Source organism: Serratia sp. JSRIV002 (genome assembly GCF_019968725.1).
Taxonomy (GTDB): domain Bacteria; phylum Pseudomonadota; class Gammaproteobacteria; order Enterobacterales; family Enterobacteriaceae; genus Chania; species Chania fonticola_B.
The window spans coordinates 3,784,860-3,803,360 of sequence record NZ_CP074143.1; the positions used below are offsets into that span (position 1 = coordinate 3,784,860).

At 51.6% G+C, this 18,501-nt stretch carries 15 protein-coding genes; 4 read left to right on the forward strand and 11 right to left on the reverse strand.

Annotation, left to right across the window (positions count from 1 at the left end; translation table 11 throughout):
- Positions 1-4: 4 nt before the first annotated feature.
- From KGP26_RS17815 to KGP26_RS17835, 5 genes are all read right to left on the reverse strand, one after another.
- A complete protein-coding gene (locus tag KGP26_RS17815; RefSeq protein WP_223664353.1) occupies positions 5-1,486 on the reverse strand; it encodes a TolC family protein in 1,482 nt (493 codons plus the stop codon).
- Complete coding sequence (locus KGP26_RS17820) at positions 1,483-3,354, reverse strand: FUSC family protein (RefSeq protein ID WP_223664354.1); 1,872 nt, start codon at positions 3,352-3,354, stop codon at positions 1,483-1,485. Before KGP26_RS17820 ends, KGP26_RS17815 begins: the two co-directional genes overlap by 4 nt.
- Positions 3,344-4,393, reverse strand: coding sequence for a multidrug transporter subunit MdtN (mdtN, locus tag KGP26_RS17825; RefSeq protein WP_094981613.1), 1,050 nt, complete (start codon positions 4,391-4,393; stop codon positions 3,344-3,346). The genes KGP26_RS17820 and mdtN overlap by 11 nt, the downstream gene beginning before the upstream one ends.
- Before the next feature lie 11 nt (positions 4,394-4,404).
- Positions 4,405-4,650 carry a YtcA family lipoprotein gene (locus tag KGP26_RS17830; protein WP_037375583.1) on the reverse strand — a complete coding sequence of 82 codons (246 nt, stop codon included), beginning with the start codon at positions 4,648-4,650 and terminating at the stop codon, positions 4,405-4,407.
- Between the two features lie 107 nt (positions 4,651-4,757).
- On the reverse strand, positions 4,758-6,224 hold the full coding sequence (locus KGP26_RS17835; protein ID WP_223664355.1) for an amidohydrolase family protein: 1,467 nt from the start codon (positions 6,222-6,224) through the stop codon (positions 4,758-4,760).
- Positions 6,225-6,714: 490 nt separating this feature from the next.
- Here KGP26_RS17835 and KGP26_RS17840 point away from each other — a divergent pair, with 490 nt between their 5' ends.
- Both KGP26_RS17840 and gadC read left to right on the forward strand, forming a co-directional pair.
- Positions 6,715-8,115, forward strand: coding sequence for a glutamate decarboxylase (locus KGP26_RS17840; RefSeq protein ID WP_223664356.1), 1,401 nt, complete (start codon positions 6,715-6,717; stop codon positions 8,113-8,115).
- A 101-nt stretch (positions 8,116-8,216) separates the two neighbouring features.
- Complete coding sequence (gene gadC, locus KGP26_RS17845; protein ID WP_021805825.1) at positions 8,217-9,755, forward strand: glutamate:gamma-aminobutyrate antiporter; 1,539 nt, start codon at positions 8,217-8,219, stop codon at positions 9,753-9,755.
- Between the two features lie 74 nt (positions 9,756-9,829).
- Here gadC and KGP26_RS17850 read toward each other — a convergent pair whose 3' ends face one another.
- Positions 9,830-10,768, reverse strand: coding sequence for a LysR family transcriptional regulator (locus KGP26_RS17850; RefSeq protein ID WP_223664357.1), 939 nt, complete (start codon positions 10,766-10,768; stop codon positions 9,830-9,832).
- A gap of 104 nt (positions 10,769-10,872) precedes the next feature.
- On the opposite strand from KGP26_RS17850, the gene KGP26_RS17855 reads away from it, so the two are divergent.
- Both KGP26_RS17855 and KGP26_RS17860 read left to right on the forward strand, forming a co-directional pair.
- Positions 10,873-11,616 carry a DsbA family protein gene (locus tag KGP26_RS17855; RefSeq protein WP_223664358.1) on the forward strand — a complete coding sequence of 248 codons (744 nt, stop codon included), beginning with the start codon at positions 10,873-10,875 and terminating at the stop codon, positions 11,614-11,616.
- A 43-nt stretch (positions 11,617-11,659) separates the two neighbouring features.
- On the forward strand, positions 11,660-11,968 hold the full coding sequence (locus KGP26_RS17860) for a monooxygenase (RefSeq protein WP_094981616.1): 309 nt from the start codon (positions 11,660-11,662) through the stop codon (positions 11,966-11,968).
- Between the two features lie 182 nt (positions 11,969-12,150).
- Here KGP26_RS17860 and KGP26_RS17865 read toward each other — a convergent pair whose 3' ends face one another.
- From KGP26_RS17865 to KGP26_RS17885, 5 genes are all read right to left on the reverse strand, one after another.
- On the reverse strand, positions 12,151-13,032 hold the full coding sequence (locus tag KGP26_RS17865; protein ID WP_059202062.1) for a DMT family transporter: 882 nt from the start codon (positions 13,030-13,032) through the stop codon (positions 12,151-12,153).
- 28 nt (positions 13,033-13,060) lie between these two features.
- Complete coding sequence (locus KGP26_RS17870; protein WP_223664359.1) at positions 13,061-13,912, reverse strand: hypothetical protein; 852 nt, start codon at positions 13,910-13,912, stop codon at positions 13,061-13,063.
- 10 nt (positions 13,913-13,922) lie between these two features.
- The gene (locus KGP26_RS17875; protein WP_223664361.1) at positions 13,923-14,888 is read right to left on the reverse strand and encodes a fatty acid desaturase; all 966 of its coding nucleotides are present in this window, start codon (positions 14,886-14,888) and stop codon (positions 13,923-13,925) included.
- Between the two features lie 14 nt (positions 14,889-14,902).
- Entirely contained in the window at positions 14,903-16,012 is a 1,110-nt protein-coding gene (locus KGP26_RS17880) for an amidinotransferase (protein WP_094981618.1), read from the reverse strand.
- Between the two features lie 1,152 nt (positions 16,013-17,164).
- Positions 17,165-18,496: a D-serine ammonia-lyase gene (locus KGP26_RS17885; RefSeq protein WP_223664362.1), complete on the reverse strand. Its 1,332-nt coding sequence runs from the start codon at positions 18,494-18,496 to the stop codon at positions 17,165-17,167.
- Between the last annotated feature and the right edge of the window lie 5 nt (positions 18,497-18,501).

The window sequence follows — 18,501 nt, forward strand, 5'->3', positions numbered from 1 at the left end:
TGAATTACTCTGGGTCCACGTGGGTCATTTTGCCCATCACAAAGGCTAAATTAGCCGCCGCGATCAGTGCCGCAGCATGGGCATCGGTACTCATCTGTTGCGCATAGAGCAGACCATTGGCAGCCTCGTTGGCTACGGTGATGGTCCCCACGCCGTTGCGATAAGACTCCAGCGCGGCGTCGTAGGTAATAAACGCGGTTTTTACCAGATTCAATGCTGCCTGGTTGGCTTCTAGCGCAGATTGTAACGTATCGGCCGCCACGATAATTTCACGAACCGCAGCCTCCTGCGTCTTTTGGAAAGTCTCGTTTGCCACGGCGGCACGTGATTCGGCCTCTTTCACGCGGGCAGCTCGTATTCCACCATCGTAAAGCGGTACGGTAACGCCCAACAGAATGCTAGAGGACGACGTTTGCTGGCCAATGGACGGCAATCCCTGAATGTCAAAACGCCCATCGCCACCCGCGACCGCGCTGGCAAGATAAACCTTAGGCAGAAAATCCGCCTCTGCCGCCTTGATACCGGCAGTAGCGGCCTGAGCAGCAGCATAAGTTGCCAATACGTCTGGCCGCTGAGAGAGCGCCAGCTTAATCATCTGCTGGGTTGGCGCACTGGCCGTCTGCGGCAAAGGTTTATCCTCGGCATAGCCCACTTTAATTTGCGATGAGGCAGAAATGCCCATGGATGCCAGCAAAGCCTGCCATGCGTCACGTTCTGTTCCCTGCGCAACAACGCGATTCAATTCAGATTGCGCGACCTGCTGGCGTGCCTGTGCAACTTCCACCGTTGTCGCAACGCCATTTTTGTTACGCGCCAAGGCAGCATCGAGGATTTTCTGGCTATTGCGCAGCGTCTCCTGCGCTATTTTTCGGCGTGACTGGGCCGCACCGTATTGGTAATAGCTGCGCGTAACCTCATAAATAATCTTTTGATGCATGCCGTTAAAGGCGACGTTGGCGGCATAGGAGGTGTGCTTGGCCGCCTGTTGCAAAGCGCTACGCTGGCCAAAATCGAAAATTAACCACTGCAACGCCAGTGCCGGCACTACCGCGCTGCCGGAGGTATCCAGATCGTGTTGGTCGCCAATGTCATAGGGCAACGGCGTTCGCGTTCTTTGGTAGCCGCCAATCACGCTGGCTGACATCATTGGCAAAAATGTCGCTTCAGCCATGCCGACACCCAGTGCAGCCTGCCGCGCCTGTTGCCAGGCGATGCGGGTATCCGGGTTTTGCATCTGGGCAATGTCTATCAGCTCAGGTAACTGATAGATCTGCTGCTGGTTGATCGCAGGCGGTGCAGGGAGTTCTGCTACCGCCGGGTTGGCCGGAACAGCAAATTCATGACTGCTGATGCCGTCAGGTGTCCAGGGAGAGGAAGGGCTAGCCGGAGCCAACGCCAGTTGGTCCGTGGCACAGCCTGCTAACAGACATAATCCCACTGCCGTGCTGAAAGTTCGTATTTTGAAAGTCTGAGTGCGCGGCTTCATCCAAGAAGTTCCTCAAGTCGCCTGATGCTTTGTTGGATCTCAAGTTCAACGGCGGGTGGCAAACCGTTGTTGCTGCCTGTTGGTACTGAGGGATTAATCACTCCACCGCTCGAGGAAAGCCGGCTAAGCCGTTCCACATCGGAGAAGGACTTATCAAAGGGCAAAAACAGCGCCGGACAGAGGTTTTCCATTTCGCCAAGGATCGCTTGCAGACGCCGGTATTCTTCGGGAGAGGGGCGTAGCGATCTTGGCTCAAAAGGAACCAGCCTTAGCGCCTCCCGTGCCGTAGTCAGTTCTTCTTCAACCTCTGCCGCCTGTCTTATCGCTGCCGGGCGCTCTGTTGGCGATAACGCGGCAAGATTGCTTAATCCCGTGACCAGGCTACGGATGCGAGTGCGGACAAAATCAGCAATGGCGACGGGCCACACGTAAGTGAATATCAAATACACCACCAGATTCCCCAGCAGGATCCCGAGTACCCTATCGAGCGCAACGCCCAAATCCGTACTCGGACTAAAGCCATGTAACACGGTCAGTAAGAATGCCAGTCCGATTTGTATGCCCGCATAAGCAATCCGCTCATTGCCGCTCGATACCCAGGCACTGAGCAGCAGCGCGCCGAATACCAACGCCATTAACTGGCCGATATCACTAAGCGACGGAACAATAAAAATCAGCGAAAGCACGCCCATCAATGCGCCTATCAGGCAACCAACAATGCGTAACGTCAGCTTGTGTACCGTCTCTCCCGCAGTGCCTAACGCAGCGACATAACAGGTGATCATGGCGGTATGAATATCTTGCCAGTCCAGTGCGGTATAGACGAGATAACAGATCACGCTGGCCGCCGTGGTCTTTAAGGCAAATTGCTGATGGACGGGATTGGTAAAGGCGTCTGCGGCTAAAAATGAGGCTTTGGGCGCACTGGTGTCTACCGCATTATCTGGCGTTGCAAGTTGCACCAGCGCGTGGGTGACTTCGTCATTTTCCCCACTCTGATTAAACGCTGGGGGTTCAATCCCCCGGCCCGCGGCAATAGCCTCGGCGGCGGAACTGCACCAGTCCGCCAAATTCGGGCGAGTTAACGCCGGTTCGGTTTTATTGAGGGCTGAAATGGCCAGCAGTAACCGATAGCTGCTGTTGACAGCGGCGGTTAACCAGGCAGCCTCTGCGGCAGGCCGCAGATGGAAAATGCGCACGAGCATAGCCCGCTGTTGATGTTCGCTCTGCCCTTCCCGCAACAGCTCCTCTACTTTATGCAGGCTGGGGGCATCCGGGTGGCGTAAAGCCTCACCGGCAACCGCTAAGCGCTCTGCCAGACTTGCGCGTAGCAGTTTCCAGGGTGGCCGCCCGATGAAAAGATTAAAGGCTACCAATAGCAGCATCGGGGATGCGGCCATCAGCCAGGCATACAGCACCGCGCGTACCGCTAACTCTCCATTCGGCGCGTCGCCAAGTAGCGACATGATGAAAGCGATCACCAGCGCAATAATGCTGCCTACCGGCCCGAGCTTGCTCGCCGAGCCTAGCCAGAGAAAGGCAAACGAGCTAAGCACCAGCACCGCCATGCGTAAAGGCGCAGATTCCAAGGTATAAGGCAGGATCAGCAAGATCAGCCCCACCACTATGGACACGAGCAGGGTCACCGCAATGGCCATCGCCATACTTTCGGCGGCGTCTGGTTTCATCACGAACAAAATCAGATAGCAGCTAATCGCTGATTCGGGGATACCGTACAGCATGGCCACCAGCGTCATCAGTGCGCAAAGCGCACCGACCCGCCAGGCCATCGCCAATCGGCCAGGGAAATAGGCCAAATCGCGTTTCACCTGGCGCAACATTCTGCCCAAGGGGCTGTCAGCAACCATGGTCGTCTCGTACTATTGCTACCGCGCTGGCACCAATTCGCATCAACTCCGCCGGCGGATCTTTAAGGGTTATCCGCACCGGGAAACGCTGTTCGACCCGCACCCAGTTCAGCGATTTTGGGACATAGGGCAGATTTCGTGGAATGTTAAACTGCTCCTCGGAGCTGATCCCCCAGCCAATCCCCTCCACTTTGCCCTGAATCGCACGCTGACGATCGGCCATAACATATACCGTGGCGCAATTCCCCGGTTTAATGTGCGCCAGCTCTGTTTCGCGAAAGTATGCCGAGGCGTGCCAGTGGTCGCTATTAATCAGCGTAAATACCGCCTGATCCGGCATCACAAATTCCCCCGCCGAAACATTCAGCCCCACTACCAGACCATTATGCGGCGCTCGTATCTGGGTATTTTCCAGTTCTTGTTCGGCAATGGCCAATGCGGCGCGGCGTGCGCTGAGCAGGGCCTCAGACTCCGCAGCGCTGCTGATTAATGCCTGCGAAGCGACGGTTTGCTTCAGCGCCTGTTTCAGGCTGATTTCCGCATCGTGTTTGGCTGTCTGGGCATCGTCCACCTGCTGGGCGGTGACATACCCCTTGCCCAGCAGTGGCTGAATGCGCGCCAGAGTCTGGGTGGCAAGCTTGAGGTTGGCTCGCGCCCGGTTTACCTGTTCATCGGTAATAGCCGCATTAGATTGTTCTGCGATCATCGTGCGGTGCTGAGTATCCCAGGCAGCTTGCGCCATCTGCAGTTCCGCCCGTGCCTGCTCGACCCGCAAACGATAAATCGTGGGATCGAGGGTGAACATCACCTCACCTCGTTGGACCCTGCCGTTTTCTGTCACATTAATGGACTGAATACGCCCAGGTACGGAGCTGCTGACGTTCACCACGCTAGCACCGATGACCGTATCCTGCGACGTGGGATTTAACGTGTTTTGACGCAGCGTCAGCCACCCTGAAATAGCGGCAGCAATAACGATAACCACCCCGATGACGATCGCTATCCGACGTTTATTGCCCGGTTGTTTTAACGTGTTCATTTTTAGCGCACTTAGAATAAAAGCGATGACATAAAGGCTACGGCGAGCGCCAGGCAGGTATAGACGAAGAGTCGCCACGGCAGAACTTCGTCAATTCCTGCAAAAATCAGCAGAACGCGCGCTCCTATCGCTACCACGAGGCCAATCCCAGCACAGGCTAGCCAGGCTGGGAAATAAGAGCCGAGCAAGGAAAATGCTGGCGCACCAAAGTCACGACACCCGATAAGGCTAAAGGTGCTGACCAGCAATAAGGCCAACGCTCCGTAACGCGTATGGCCTGTACGAAAAAACACAGGCCCCCGGCGTTGACGAAAAGAGTGTGCGCTTGCCATTTTATCTCCCAAAACCGCATTGCGGCGCTGTATTAAACCGCGCTGTTTACCAGCGTATTTTTATAAATTTGCCCATTTTTCATGATCATCTGAAATGCTTCCTCAGGCTGGGCCAGCAGTTGAATATCCGTTAGCGGATCGCCGTCGACAATGATCATATCGGCCAGGGCGCCTGCTTCTATCACCCCGAGCTTCTCGGGATAAGGGTTACGCGGGCCGGAGAGCGCGCAAAGTTCGGCATTGACGCTGGTAGCCATTTTAAGAATTTCGAGAGGCGTATACCAGCGGATCAGCTTGGCAAGCTGGGCGCCTTGACGTGTGGCAAGCCTGGCGTCGAACAGTGTGTCGGTACCCCAGGCGGTCTTGATGTGGTGCTTTTTCGCCAGTTGGTAGGCGTTATCGGTTCCAGCGGACATCACCAGTTGCTTGGCGCGTGAAGCCGGGTTCGCCATCGGTACGGCATCTTCATCGTCCAGGAAAGGTTGCAGACACCACCACAGATTCTGTTGCGCCATGAGCTCCACGGTTTGTTCATCCACCAACTGGCCGTGTTCGATGCATTTCACGCCGCCTTTGATTGCCATGGTGACAGCGCGGGCCGTATAGGCGTGAACGGTCACGTAGGTACCCCAATTTTCCGCGGCGGTCACCGCCGCCTGGATTTCGGGCACGGACCCCTCCGTTACGTCGATGCCGTCATAGAGTGAGGCTACACCGCCACCGGCCATAAATTTGATCTGGGATGCCCCCCTCATCAGCTGTTCCCTGGCGCGCAACAGCACCTGGTCGGCACCATCAGCAATGGCGGTTATCCCCACCCGCTCGATATAGCTCAGGGAGTCCGCGGGTGCACGTGGGACTTCGCTCAGCATGCGAAAATCACCGTGGCCGCCGGTCTGGGAAATGAACGCCCCGGACGGATAAATGCGCGGGCCAACCGTAATCTGCTCATCAATCGCACGTTTCAAACCAAACACCGGCCCGCCCATATCGCGTACCGTGGTGAAACCACGCAGCAGCGTTGCCTGTGCTTCGGCAATCGCCAGCGCCTGGATATAGTTAAAATCGGCCGTCATCGCCGTCATCATGGAAGGACGAGCCATGATGGCATGCCAGTGCGCATCAATCAGGCCGGGCATCAGTACGCCACCGTTGCCGTCTATAATCGTTGCTTCCGCTGGCGGGGGCGTATCAGCAGGTTCAATCGATTTGATTTTGTTGCCTTCAACGATAACCTGCATGCCCTCGCGCAGTTGGTCAGAAACCCCGTCAAAAATCCGTACGTTGATAAACACTTTCAACTGCGTAGCGCTGGCGGTCGCATTGGAATGTGTGGATTGTCCTGCGGGTATTGCTGCTGCGACCGTGGCTGTCGTTATCGGCGGCGCTTTCGCCGCCTGGCGGGTTAGCACCGTATTAATGCGTAAAAATGCCGGGCTGTGGCATAGGCATGCCTCAGAATGTTCGTGGGCAGGCAAGTCCATGGCGCTTTGCTGCATAACACATCACTCCTTATCAAATTAAACCGACTTCGCGGGTAACTGCAGGTTTTGTTTAGAGTAATTGTAGAACGTAATCCTCACAACGCTTTATTTTTCAATAATTTTATATCTTCATTAATAAAACATTATTTTGCAGTGGATAAAATCAGAATTACCTTGTCAATCGAGAGTAAAGTCTCATTAATTAATTTAACGTTATCACAACCATGACGTAACAACATTTAAATTACTGGCATAAAAATCCGAGTGAGAACACCCCAATGAATCGCCCCTCACTTTTTTGGGGGATATTGAGAAAACGACCAACAACACAACCCTCTTTATTACTGATTTTAAAAGAAAAACATTATATTTAAAATGATTTCCTGCCTTTTTCAGAAAATGTTCTAGAATTAACGCCAAGACGTAGTGGCGTTAGTAGAGCACAGGGGGCGGTTTTACGTGATCCTGCCGAGTATATTGGAATATAAAAATCAAGAGGGTTTTTATGAGTACAAACAACCAGGAAAATAACAGCAATGTTAATGATGATGTTTACTCCTCGATAGATTTGGCCATTTCGCTACCAAAATCTGGATTTCCAGACTCAGAGCGAAATCCTCGCCATGTATTCAGTGCCATTCGCGATGAATTAATGTTGGACGGTAACTCACGGCAAAACCTGGCGACATTCTGCCAAACCTGGGTTGACGAAGAAATTCGTGACCTGATGGATCTGTCTATCGACAAAAATATGATTGATAAAGACGAGTATCCACAAACAGCCGAAATTGAAGCCCGCTGCGTGCGCATGTTGGCCGACCTGTGGAAATCACCGTCGCCGGACACCACGCTGGGCTGCTCCACCATTGGCTCGTCAGAGGCCGCTATGTTGGGGGGGTTGGCGTTAAAATGGCAATGGCGCAAAAAGCGTGTCGCACAGGGCCTAACCACCGATAAGCCCAATATGATCTGCGGGCCGGTACAAATTTGCTGGCACAAATTCGCGCGTTATTTCGACGTGGAATTGCGAGAAATTCCACTGGAGGGCGATCGTCTGATCATGAGCCCGGAAGAGGTACTGAAACGAGTCGATGAAAATACCATAGGTGTGGTACCCACCCTCGGAGTGACCTTTACCTGCCAGTACGAGCCGGTAAAAGCGGTCAGCGACGCACTCGATAAGCTGCAAAAAGACACCGGACTGGATATTCCTATTCATGTCGACGGTGCCAGCGGCGGCTTTCTCGCCCCATTCTGTGCCCCCGATCTGGAATGGGATTTCCGCCTGCCACGCGTAAAATCCATCAATACTTCAGGCCATAAATTTGGGTTAGCCCCTCTGGGAGCGGGCTGGGTGGTGTGGCGTGAAGCGACAGACTTGCCCGAAGAGCTTATTTTCAACGTCAACTATCTTGGCGGCAATATGCCTACCTTTGCGCTCAACTTCTCGCGCCCTGGTGGACAGATCATCGCTCAATACTACAACTTCTTACGCCTTGGCCGCGAAGGCTACGCCAAAGTGCATAATGCCTGCTATGCCACGGCCCAGTATCTTGCTGACGAGATCGGTAAGCTCGGCCCGTTTGAAATCCTGTTTGATGGCGACAGCGCCAAAGGCATCCCGGCGCTGGCATGGAAACTGAAAGAAGGCGCCAACATCGGTGGCTACACGCTGTATGACCTCGCCGATAAATTACGTTCACGCGGTTGGCAGGTCCCGGCATACTCCATGCCAGCTAATCGGGAAGATCTGGTTATCCAGCGTATTCTTGTACGCCACGGGGTGAGTTTTGACCTGGGTAGTCTGTTGCTTGACGATCTGAAACGAGCGCTTGAGCATTTCGAAAATCATCCGGTCGTTAATCCACTTTCGGAAGATGAAGCGGCCGGTTTTAACCACGCCTGATCCGCAGTTGGTCTGTTAATGGAGTGGCATGCTCTTCGCCACTCCTGTTAACCATAAGAAATCAACTGGCAAGCATCTTCGCTTGTCCCAGGAGAATTGCCATGGCTACCTCTCAAATCATCGCTGCGCCAAAACAACTCACGCTGTTGGGCTTTTTTGCCATAACGGCATCAATGGTGATGGCGGTTTACGAATACCCAACGTTTGCGACCTCTGGTTTTTCACTGACCTTCTTCCTGATCCTTGGCGGCTTGCTGTGGTTCATTCCGGTAGGATTGTGTGCCGCTGAAATGGCAACGGTTGAGGGTTGGCAGGAGGGCGGCGTATTTACCTGGGTTTCTAAAACCCTGGGTGAGAAATGGGGGTTTGCCGCTATTTCGTTTGGCTATTTGCAAATCGCGATCGGCTTTATCCCGATGCTGTACTTCGTGCTAGGGGCTCTGTCCTATATTCTTAACTGGCCCGAGCTCAATAACGATCCGATAGTCAAGACCGTCGCCGCGCTGATTATTTTATGGGGCCTGGCCTTGACTCAGTTTGGCGGCACCAAAAATACCGCTCGCATCGCCAAGATTGGTTTTTTTGCCGGTATCCTGCTGCCAGCCGCCATTCTGGTGATCCTGGCCGTCACTTATCTGCGCTCTGGTGCTCCCATTGCGATTGAAATGAATGCCGAAACCTTCTGGCCGGACTTCACCAGCATGAGCACGTTAGTGGTGTTTGTGGCCTTCATCCTAAGCTATATGGGGGTCGAAGCATCGGCTACTCACGTCAATGAGATGAAAAACCCGGGCCGCGATTATCCGCTCGCCATGCTGCTGCTGATGTTTGCGGCGATTTGCCTGAGTTCAGTCGGCGGGCTGTCCATTGCCGCCGTGATCCCCCATGAGCAAATCAACCTCTCTGCGGGCGTGATGCAAACCTTCACGGTGCTGATCAATCATTTGGGGACGGGCTTTGAATGGGCTATCCGCGGTATCGCTGCGCTGTTGCTCCTGGGCGTGTTAGCTGAGATCGCGGCATGGATTGTCGGGCCTTCCCGTGGGATGTTAGTGACGGCACAACAAGGGATCCTGCCTGCCCGCTTTGCCAAAATGAACAAAAACGGCGTCCCGGTAGTGCTGGTCATTTCCCAGTTACTCATCACCTCGGTGGCACTGATTGTGCTGACCAATACCGGGGGCGGCAATAACATGTCGTTCCTGATTGCGCTGGCGCTGACGGTGGTAATTTATCTTTGCAGCTATTTCCTGTTATTCCTGGCTTATATCCAGCTGATCCGCAAACAGCCGAATAACAAACGCACCTTTAATATACCGGGAGGCAATGGGGTTAAAATTGCGGTGGCGGTCATCGGATTGCTGACCTCTCTGGTCGCCTTTGTCGTCTCCTTCTTCCCTCCTTCGGGGCTACCGGGTGGAGAAGCTAACGACGTCTATGCCGGTTTACTGGTCGTTTGCTTCCTGGTGGTGCTGGTCATCCCCTTCATTATTTATGCACTACATAATAAAGCTGCCGGAGCGAAAAATATCACTCTGGTGCCAATCAACACGGATAGCGCTCAGGAAGGGCATTTCTTCATCCATCCGAAGGCACGTAGCCCGCACCACATCATTGTTGATGGTAAAAAGCTTCACTGATCGTCGATTATCAGGTGGATGTGCGGCAACGCCATCCACCTCTTTACCCCCCGGTTAACCAGCCTTCAAACGACTCAACTCAGTGAGTTTGCCAGCGCTAAAGGCGTCATAGCCAACAGCGGATGGGTTTTCATCAGCTCAAATGACCAATCCACAAAGCTTCTCACCCGAACCGACAAATGCTTGCCGGTGGGGTAGATAATATGAATGGGTCGTGGAGCAAAGTGCCACTCGGGTAACACCGGCTGCAAGAGCCCACTCTTCACATAGCTTTCCACCGCGAAGGGTGCTCCGGAGCAGATGCCCGCCCCGGCAAGGCAAGCACTCATGGCCACATCGGGATCTTCGATCAGCAAACTGCTGTTGCCTACTACCGCGATGCTCTGGCTTGCCGATTGCAGATGCCAGGTAAGCTGCCTACCGCGCTGAATGCCAAAACCCCCAACCCATCGATGATGCTGAAGATCTTCAGGCTGCCTGATAGCTCGCGTTGAGCGGAGAAAATGAGGGGAAGCATAAAGGCCCATCTGCACATCGCAAACGTGCCTGGCCACCAGCGTCGAATCTTCCAGATTACCGCCGCGGATCGCGCAATCAATGCCTTCCTCAAACAAATTACTGATGCGATCGCTGCTGGCAAGCCGCACCACGATCTCTGGAAAACGTGCCTGAAAGTCATACAACTGAGGTGCGAGGATCCAACGCGCAATCGAGGCCAAAGCCTCTATACGGATCTTGCCGCTCGGCGTTGTCACCCCGCCGCTGAGCCCCCCTTCCAACTCATCAATTTCCGCGAGAATATGCTGGCAGCGCTCAAAATAGGCGCTGCCATCCTCCGTCAGGCTCAACGCCCGGGTCGTTCGATGCAACAGGCGCACGCTCAGGACGCGCTCAAGATCGCTAATCCGCTGGGAGATCCGCGCTTTGGGAAGCCCCATGGCGATAGCCGCGCGGGTGAAACTTCCGGTTTCAACCACTTTGACAAAAGTGGCCATGGCTGCAAGTTTGTCCATTTGTTCACAAATGTTGAACATAGTTAGCTTTTATAGTCTATTTATTAATTTTTGCTGTCAAATATCATGACGATCGCGCTCTCAACCCAGCTTGGAGTTTCCACATGATGCAATGCGATCCCACCACCGGCAGTTGTCTACTGCCTGACGAGTACTTTGATGCACAACGGCAACCCACTACGCCCAGCGATGTAGTCATTCGCTACGTCGGCGATCCGATGTGCTCCTGGTGCTGGGGCATTTCACCCGTGGTGAAGAAACTGGCGGAGTATTGCAATCAACATGGCCTGAGTTTTGTGATGACCATGGGTGGCTTGCGCGCTGGCGGCGGCGATCCTTGGAACTCGGCATTCAAAGCCTTCTTAAGGGAGGAGTGGCGCCACATCCAGAAAACAACCGGCCAACCTTTTGGTTTCAGTCTGCTGGAAGCAGAGCAATTCAACTACGATACCGAGCCGGCCTGCCGGGCGGTCGCAACAGCTACTCTGCTGTTGGTTGAGCGGGGTTTACCTTCCTCGGCAGCGTTGCCGTTTCTCGCAGCAAGCCAGTACAAATTCTATGTAGATGGGCAGGATCCTAAAACCGTGGCGTTTTATCGTGACATCTGTGACCAGGTTGGCCTGCCATTTGAAGAATTCAGCCAAACCTTTACGTCACAACAGGCCAGAGAGGCGGTTAGCCAGGACTTTGCGTTATGTCGCCAATGGGGCGTTCGCTCCTTCCCCACCCTATTGCTGGAACGTCAAGGTGAGATATCGCTGCTATCTTCGGGTTACGTTGACACCGAGACATTGCTTAACCGTCTCAACGCACAGTTACCCCCTGTTGCAGAGCACACCACGGAATAACCCTGTTTCTTATACAACCACCCGTCACGAAAAGGATCACGACATGAGTGTCATTTTACAGATTGATTTTAGTTTCCCAGCCGACCAGCTTGGTGCAACCCTGTCCAAAAATGCGCAATCGCTGGCCGAAAGCATCAATCAAGAGCCGGGTTTCATCTCCAAGATATGGACTGAGAATGAGCATACTGGCGAGGCGGGTGGAATATACTTTTTCGAAAACCGAGCGTTTGCCGAAAAATATGCCGAACACCACGTCAAACGGGCTGAGGCGATGGGGGCCAAAAATCTTCATCTGAAAATATTCGACATCAACCTTCCCCTGACCAAAATCAACCATGGCCAATATGAGTGATTATTGTCCTAAAAATTGAAGCACAAGGTGCCCCGTCAAAGGGAAGCCAATTTATTCGATAAAATTAATGTAATCATGGCATTAACGGAATAACTGTATGTGATCGCCCGCGACTTAACAAGTCGGTCAATTGATTTTTCACCAACAATTGCCACGAAAACGACAGCTTGAAGCGAAAAAAATCATTTGTTTTCGCTATTATTAGTCTTTCTCTGGCCAACTCTAAATACCAACACCAAACCCAATAGGATTGCGGCCATACCTAGCAAACTGAGTGCCGGTAATACGTTGCCTAAGAACAGATAATCCATGACAGCCGTAACAACAGGAACCAAATAGAAAAGGCTGGTCACGTTGACCATATTTCCACTGCGGATCAGTCGATACAACAAAAACTGTGCTCCAACGGAGATAACCAAACCCAGCCATAACAGTGGCAATAGGAACCCCACTCCCCAGTCGACCTCAAAGGGTTTAAATGGCACAAAGCAAAGGCAGAATACCAAGCTGACAAGATACTGAAGAGGCATCACTTCCTGGGGTGACTGCTGCACTGTTTTTTGTAATAGCGCCCCTGTCGTCATGCTGACTAGTGCCAACAGGGCAAAAGCCAATCCCAGGACCGACATCCTAGCAAAGCTTAGCCCTTCAAATACCACCAGAGTCAAGCCACACAGAGCCAATACCAAACCGCCTAGACGAGCTAACGAGAAATTCCGCTCGGTAAGCACCAATGTAAGGATGGGTTGTGCGCCTAGGATAGTGGCAAGTACGCCAGGGGTGACCCCATGCTCGAGAGCCAGAAAGTAGCAAATCGAATAACCGCCAATAAGCAACACTCCTGTCAGTGCTACTTTCCCACGAGTGCCCGACTTCGGCAGCAATCCTCCGCTAAAGCTGGCGATGACGACGAGCAGTGACAGCGCGAGAATAAAGCGCAAGGTAAGGATGGCGAACGCTGAGCTGTGGTCAAGCCCCCAGCGTGAGAAAATTGCTCCGCTGCCCCAAAGCAGAACAAAAAGCATGGTTGTGCCGTACGAGGCCCAGGCATTCTTGGTTAGCATCATATAATCTGCCTATATTGTTGTCTTTTCAGGTCCACCAGACAACCTCCCCCGTAGGTAATTGCCCCATAAAACAAGTAATCAACAGGCGTTGCCGTGCAGAAATACCGCTACCACCAAGTACAGCATGAACGAGATTACCATTTAGCAGTACGAGGTCACCTGCTTCCAAATCAATAGTTAGATGAGCATGTTCGTGCAAAAGCTCTACTGGATAAGGAAAACCACTATATTCAAGTCCTAGCTTTATTCGGGAATCATTATCTGGGGCGATATTCCAAACTTTGAGTTGGCCACCTTCACTTGGCATATCTGCGTAGAAGTTCATAGCCATTACATGCTCAACCCCCTGAATCTCAAAGCCATGTTGTGAAGGATCGCTCAATTGGGCCAAATCGTCATGCGGTAGTAGCAAATAATCTCCAGTATTGTTCCAGTAAACAGCCTTAGCATCCCCCGCAGGTCGTCCATCGTGGATTGCTGCTCGAACATTCATAGATTCCTTACGGAATCCTTCCCTCACTCGAGCAAGCGGATCCACACTGCCCTCGTAAATCGCATCTACCGGTTTCTTAAAGAAAGCGACTTGATCCAGATACTCTTGAGTCGTCTTTTCAATATGTGATGCGCCGACAAAGTATCCCTCAATCCCACCCTCACCTTCTCCATACCGTGGCGTGCGCGCTTTAGAACACCAAAAATTCTTTACTATTTGCGTCCTCTCTTCCACAGATAGAAACTGGCGTACTCGATACGCAGCCCACTGTCCGGATAGCACCTGATTAGCCCAAGTGAGATCCAAACGCTCAACAGATCCCTGAACCATGAAATTGCTATCAAATAGCCTTTCCCCCGTAATTGTCTCTCTATTCAAAGACATGATGACCTCCTTAATCGCCTTGGCGAAGATGACCCGTGTTCACTTTTTTGTGCAGCATCGTCCGCTGTCGATGCAAGAAACCCAAAATTGCAGGAACCGGGCTGATGACACGCTGATGCTCTGAGAGTTGCTTAGCATATTTCTGACGCGTTAAGGGTAAATATAGCCAGTGCGCTGTTGGCACAAGGTGATGCTCCTGATGATAACCATCGTTGAACGCGATAAAATTGTAAAACCGACCGTAATGACTTACCGAGTTGGCAAATGGGTCATCGGGATTTGCACCAAAATGTTCGTAGTAGTTCTGGATATTAACCAGCGCGAAAGACAGATAGAGTGCAGGAAAATAGCACAAGAGCACCCAATCCCATGCCACACATAACAATAGGAATAGCGCTAAGCACTGCACCACTCGGTCCCAGCGTAATTGCGCTATCTCACGCGATCTTGCTGATGGCGAGCGCGAATAGAAGAGGTCCATCTCAACGACACCCGCATGACTCCTCCAAAAGCAAACTGATTTGACCATTGCAACTAAACTGCTGAAAAAAGTGTAGAACGCTCCCCGAAATGCGTAATGTATTAGGCCCACGTGTTCACCGTTTACGCCATCGACGAACGTAGAAGAAGTATCTTGAGGCGGATGCCCGTTTTTACCACGATCATTATTGTATCGATGATGATTCCGTACATGCGTCAAATGGTAAGCTTGGACGGATTGCCCAATATTTATGGAGTTAAACATAGATACTGCGACATTTAATTTTGATGAAACAAACCAAGGGGTATGCGTAAAAAAATGTGAAATAATTATAATGTTATAAGTCGTCATAACCACAAGCAGCAGTACGTTAAAACCCCAAGCACTCCAAGAAAAAAAAGACCATCGCGAGGCTAGCCAGAACGTTAGCACCAATTGTGCCAGACTCAGGATAAACATCAGAATATCCCATTGAGAATATTTCCACAGTTTCATCGCTGGCCCTCCTACTATAGATAGGATTGGAGGTTGCCACGCCGGCGAACATCCAATGTTGCGCAATGAAAAGAACCACCGAAACTATTAAAACACCTGAAATTACATGGGATAGGCGTAAATCCCCAAGACTTCATTTTTCTAATCATCGGTTCATCCTGTGCTTCAACAATCACACGGTGCTCATCCAGCATAAGGATATTCATATTTATCCACTTACTGGTCATATATAGCGGATGCGAGTCTGGAACTATTGGTTCTGGTGCCAGTAACATATCCCAGTTTTTGAAGATGGAGGGTTTCTCTCGTACGCGCTCAGGATTTACCAGCAGCTTGCCTGGTGCCAGTGGAACCAGAGTTGCATCTATGTGCATCGGATGCTTGTCATCAAACTCCAAAACATGGACACGATATTCGCTACCAAGATGGCGTCTTAACCATTCAATGCCGAATGCATTAGTCACATTGCTCTTTTGGGCTATGATATCTCGGCCACAGCGAGCAAAATCCGCCGCGTCAAACGTAGGCTCGAATTCAGTGACCACTAGCGGTATTGTGCCAAACGAGGCATTTTTTTCCCAATCAGGATCAAACTGCTCATCCGTCAACTGCGGTTTCGGCCCGGCACTCCATCGAGCGCCGCTATTAAAGTACTCTTTGAGCAATGGTTTATATGCGGAAACCTCGAAGTAACGGGAGCGCCATGCAAGAGGACATTCGATAATATCGTTGCCTATCACCAACAATACGTCTCGAGGCATTGCACAATATAACCCGCTGCTAGACCAACCCGGTGCACCAAAAATCAATGTCTGATCTTGGGGAACTGGACGACGAACTGTGACGCCTTCTCCTGTAAGAATACTGACAAATTCCTCGAGTTCCTCACGGGCCTTATCGATAAGATTCACGGGAAATGAGCGACCGGCCATGCGCTGAAACAGTGAATGTTGTGCAGCGGGCAATACGGGCTCAAGAGCAACATGCCAAGGTGGGAAGCACGCACCATCTACAACACCGACAATAACCTCTTCCAATGGATCCCATTCGGTATACGAACTCACAGCGCAATATTGAGATAATAACGCAGATTGATTATCTTGAGGTTTAAAAACTGTATTCATATGTTCCTCCTTGATTTTATAATCACATCCCTTAGGATTCCTCCCGTGCCAGATGTATAGATATTTTATCTAAAAAAATTACATTTATTCAGACTATCAATTACTCTACTACACTAACTACAACACCGATTAAATGATGTCATCATGGACTAAGGATCGCAGATAAGGCACTCATTATCATTAATTAAATTATTGCCACATCAATAACATACAATAAATCACAATGCGTCTTAAACGTATCGAATTTTTAGTCTCAAATATGAAACACCTTAGACTGTAGCAATACCACATATGAATTTCATCAAATTAAAGAATGAATCACCTAAACACGAATCAAGACTAACGTCAGAATTAACAGCAATAAGCAACGAGTAAAGTTCGACGATATATTGAGAGAAATAGAAAATGACGCAAGCTCTTTTGTAATGTCAACTTACAGGAGGTTTTTCGTGGCTTCCATGATACAGGTCACAACACTCACACAAACTCCTACATTTTTATAACATCTATACGAGTGCAGATTTGTCACTTAAACGCGCTTTGGCCTTATTGCCTGCCCCACTATTTCACCAGCATAGTGTGCCACAGACCTTCTGCGATTTCCTGCTACGTTAACTCTTTCAGCGGGCGGGCTTTGTCTGAGGCGTTCTTTTCACCATAGTGTCCATAGCAGGAGGCGCAGCTATTTTTATAGATCACACCAGGAGTCTGGACCAATTCCGGGACGGAGCCTGGCAAACGCGCTATTAATAGTGTTCCGTGTTACTCGCTTATCAGTTAATTACTCTACCGTTTTAATGCTTGGTTATTGCCGAAATGGGCTGCTGGCTACCCTTACTTCGCTGCAGGCTTCAGCAATCCGTTGTTACTGGTAGAGCTACCAGGTTTTATCCAGGTGTGACTGAAAGTTATCGCTCCGCTGTGGATAGTTTGTGGCAGCCAGCGCTACAGAGCTGAGAAAATATTATCCGTCACAGAAAAACAGGATCCGACTTATAGTACACATTGACATGATAGCAATTCTTTTAATAGGCGTAATTCTTATTATTAATTTCGCATCAAGGACATAGGCTGATTAAGGTCAAACTATGGAGGTAAGGCATGACCAAACGGGCGTAGCATGATACTACACCCATTTAACCGCATATAGCGCTAGCGTTTTGCGGCTGCGAGGTACTTGGCCATCTCTTCCTCAGGCACCATACCGCCACCGGTTGCCCACACCAAATGCGTGGCATTAGCGATCCGTTGGGCGTCGATCTGGTGGTGGTCCAGATAATGTGGGTCGGCGCAGACTCGAGCTGGCCCCGCCATGCCAGCCAACGCAGAAGGCTCCAACTGAATGCTCTCTTCAGCGGCAAGCAAGCCAAGCAGGTCGTACATCTCCTGATCGCTCAGGGTGTAGAAACCATCCAGCAAGCGTTCCATGGCACGCCCGACAAACCCGGAAGCCCGGCCGACGGCCAAACCATCCGCCGCCGTGACGTTATCAATCCCCAGGTCCTGCACCGCAATGTGATCGTGCAACCCGGTGTGGATCCCCAGCAGCATGCAAGGTGAGTGCGTCGGCTCGGCAAAGATGCAGTGCACATGGTCGCCAAACGCCAGCTTCAGACCAAACGCCACTCCGCCAGGCCCGCCGCCTACGCCACAGGGCAAATAGACAAATAACGGATGGTCCTGATCAACCGGGATGTTCATCTGCGCAAACTGCTTTTTCAGGCGACCACCGGCCACCGCATAGCCGAGGAACAGGGTTTGCGAGTTCTCATCATCGATAAAGAAACAGCGCGGATCCGATTCTGCCTGCTTACGCCCTTGAGCCACCGCCACGCCGTAATCCTGCTCGTACTCCACCACGTTAACGCCGTGCTCACGCAGTTTGCGCTTTTTCCAGGCGCGGGCATCGGCAGACATATGCACGCTGACCCTGAACCCCAGCTTGGCGCTCATGATGCCAATCGACATCCCCAGGTTACCGGTTGAGCCCACGGCAATGCTGTACTGGTTGAAGAACTGGCGGAACTTGTCGCTAAACAGGATGCTGTAATCGTCGTCTACAGACAGCATGCCCGCCTCGATGGCCAGCTTTTCCGCATGGGTCAGCACTTCATAGATGCCGCCACGGGCCTTGATGGAGCCAGAAATCGGCAAATGGCTGTCCTTTTTCAACCACATCTTGCCCGCGATCGCCTGCTTATAACGCTGCTCCAACGCGCCCTGCATCGCCGGGATCGCCACTACCTCAGACTCGATAATGCCGTTCGTTTGCTGCGTTTCGGGGAAGGCCAGGCACAGATACGGAGCAAAGCGTTGCAAGCGCGCTTCGGCTTCGGCGACATCATTTTGCGTCAACCCGACATAGGGTAACCCTTCCTCCAGCGTGGTCGTATTGGGGTTGAACCAGGTAACCGCTTCCAAATCCATCAGCCGTTGCACCAAAGGAAATTTCACTACCAGGTTTTCAATGTCTAACGTATTCATAAAGA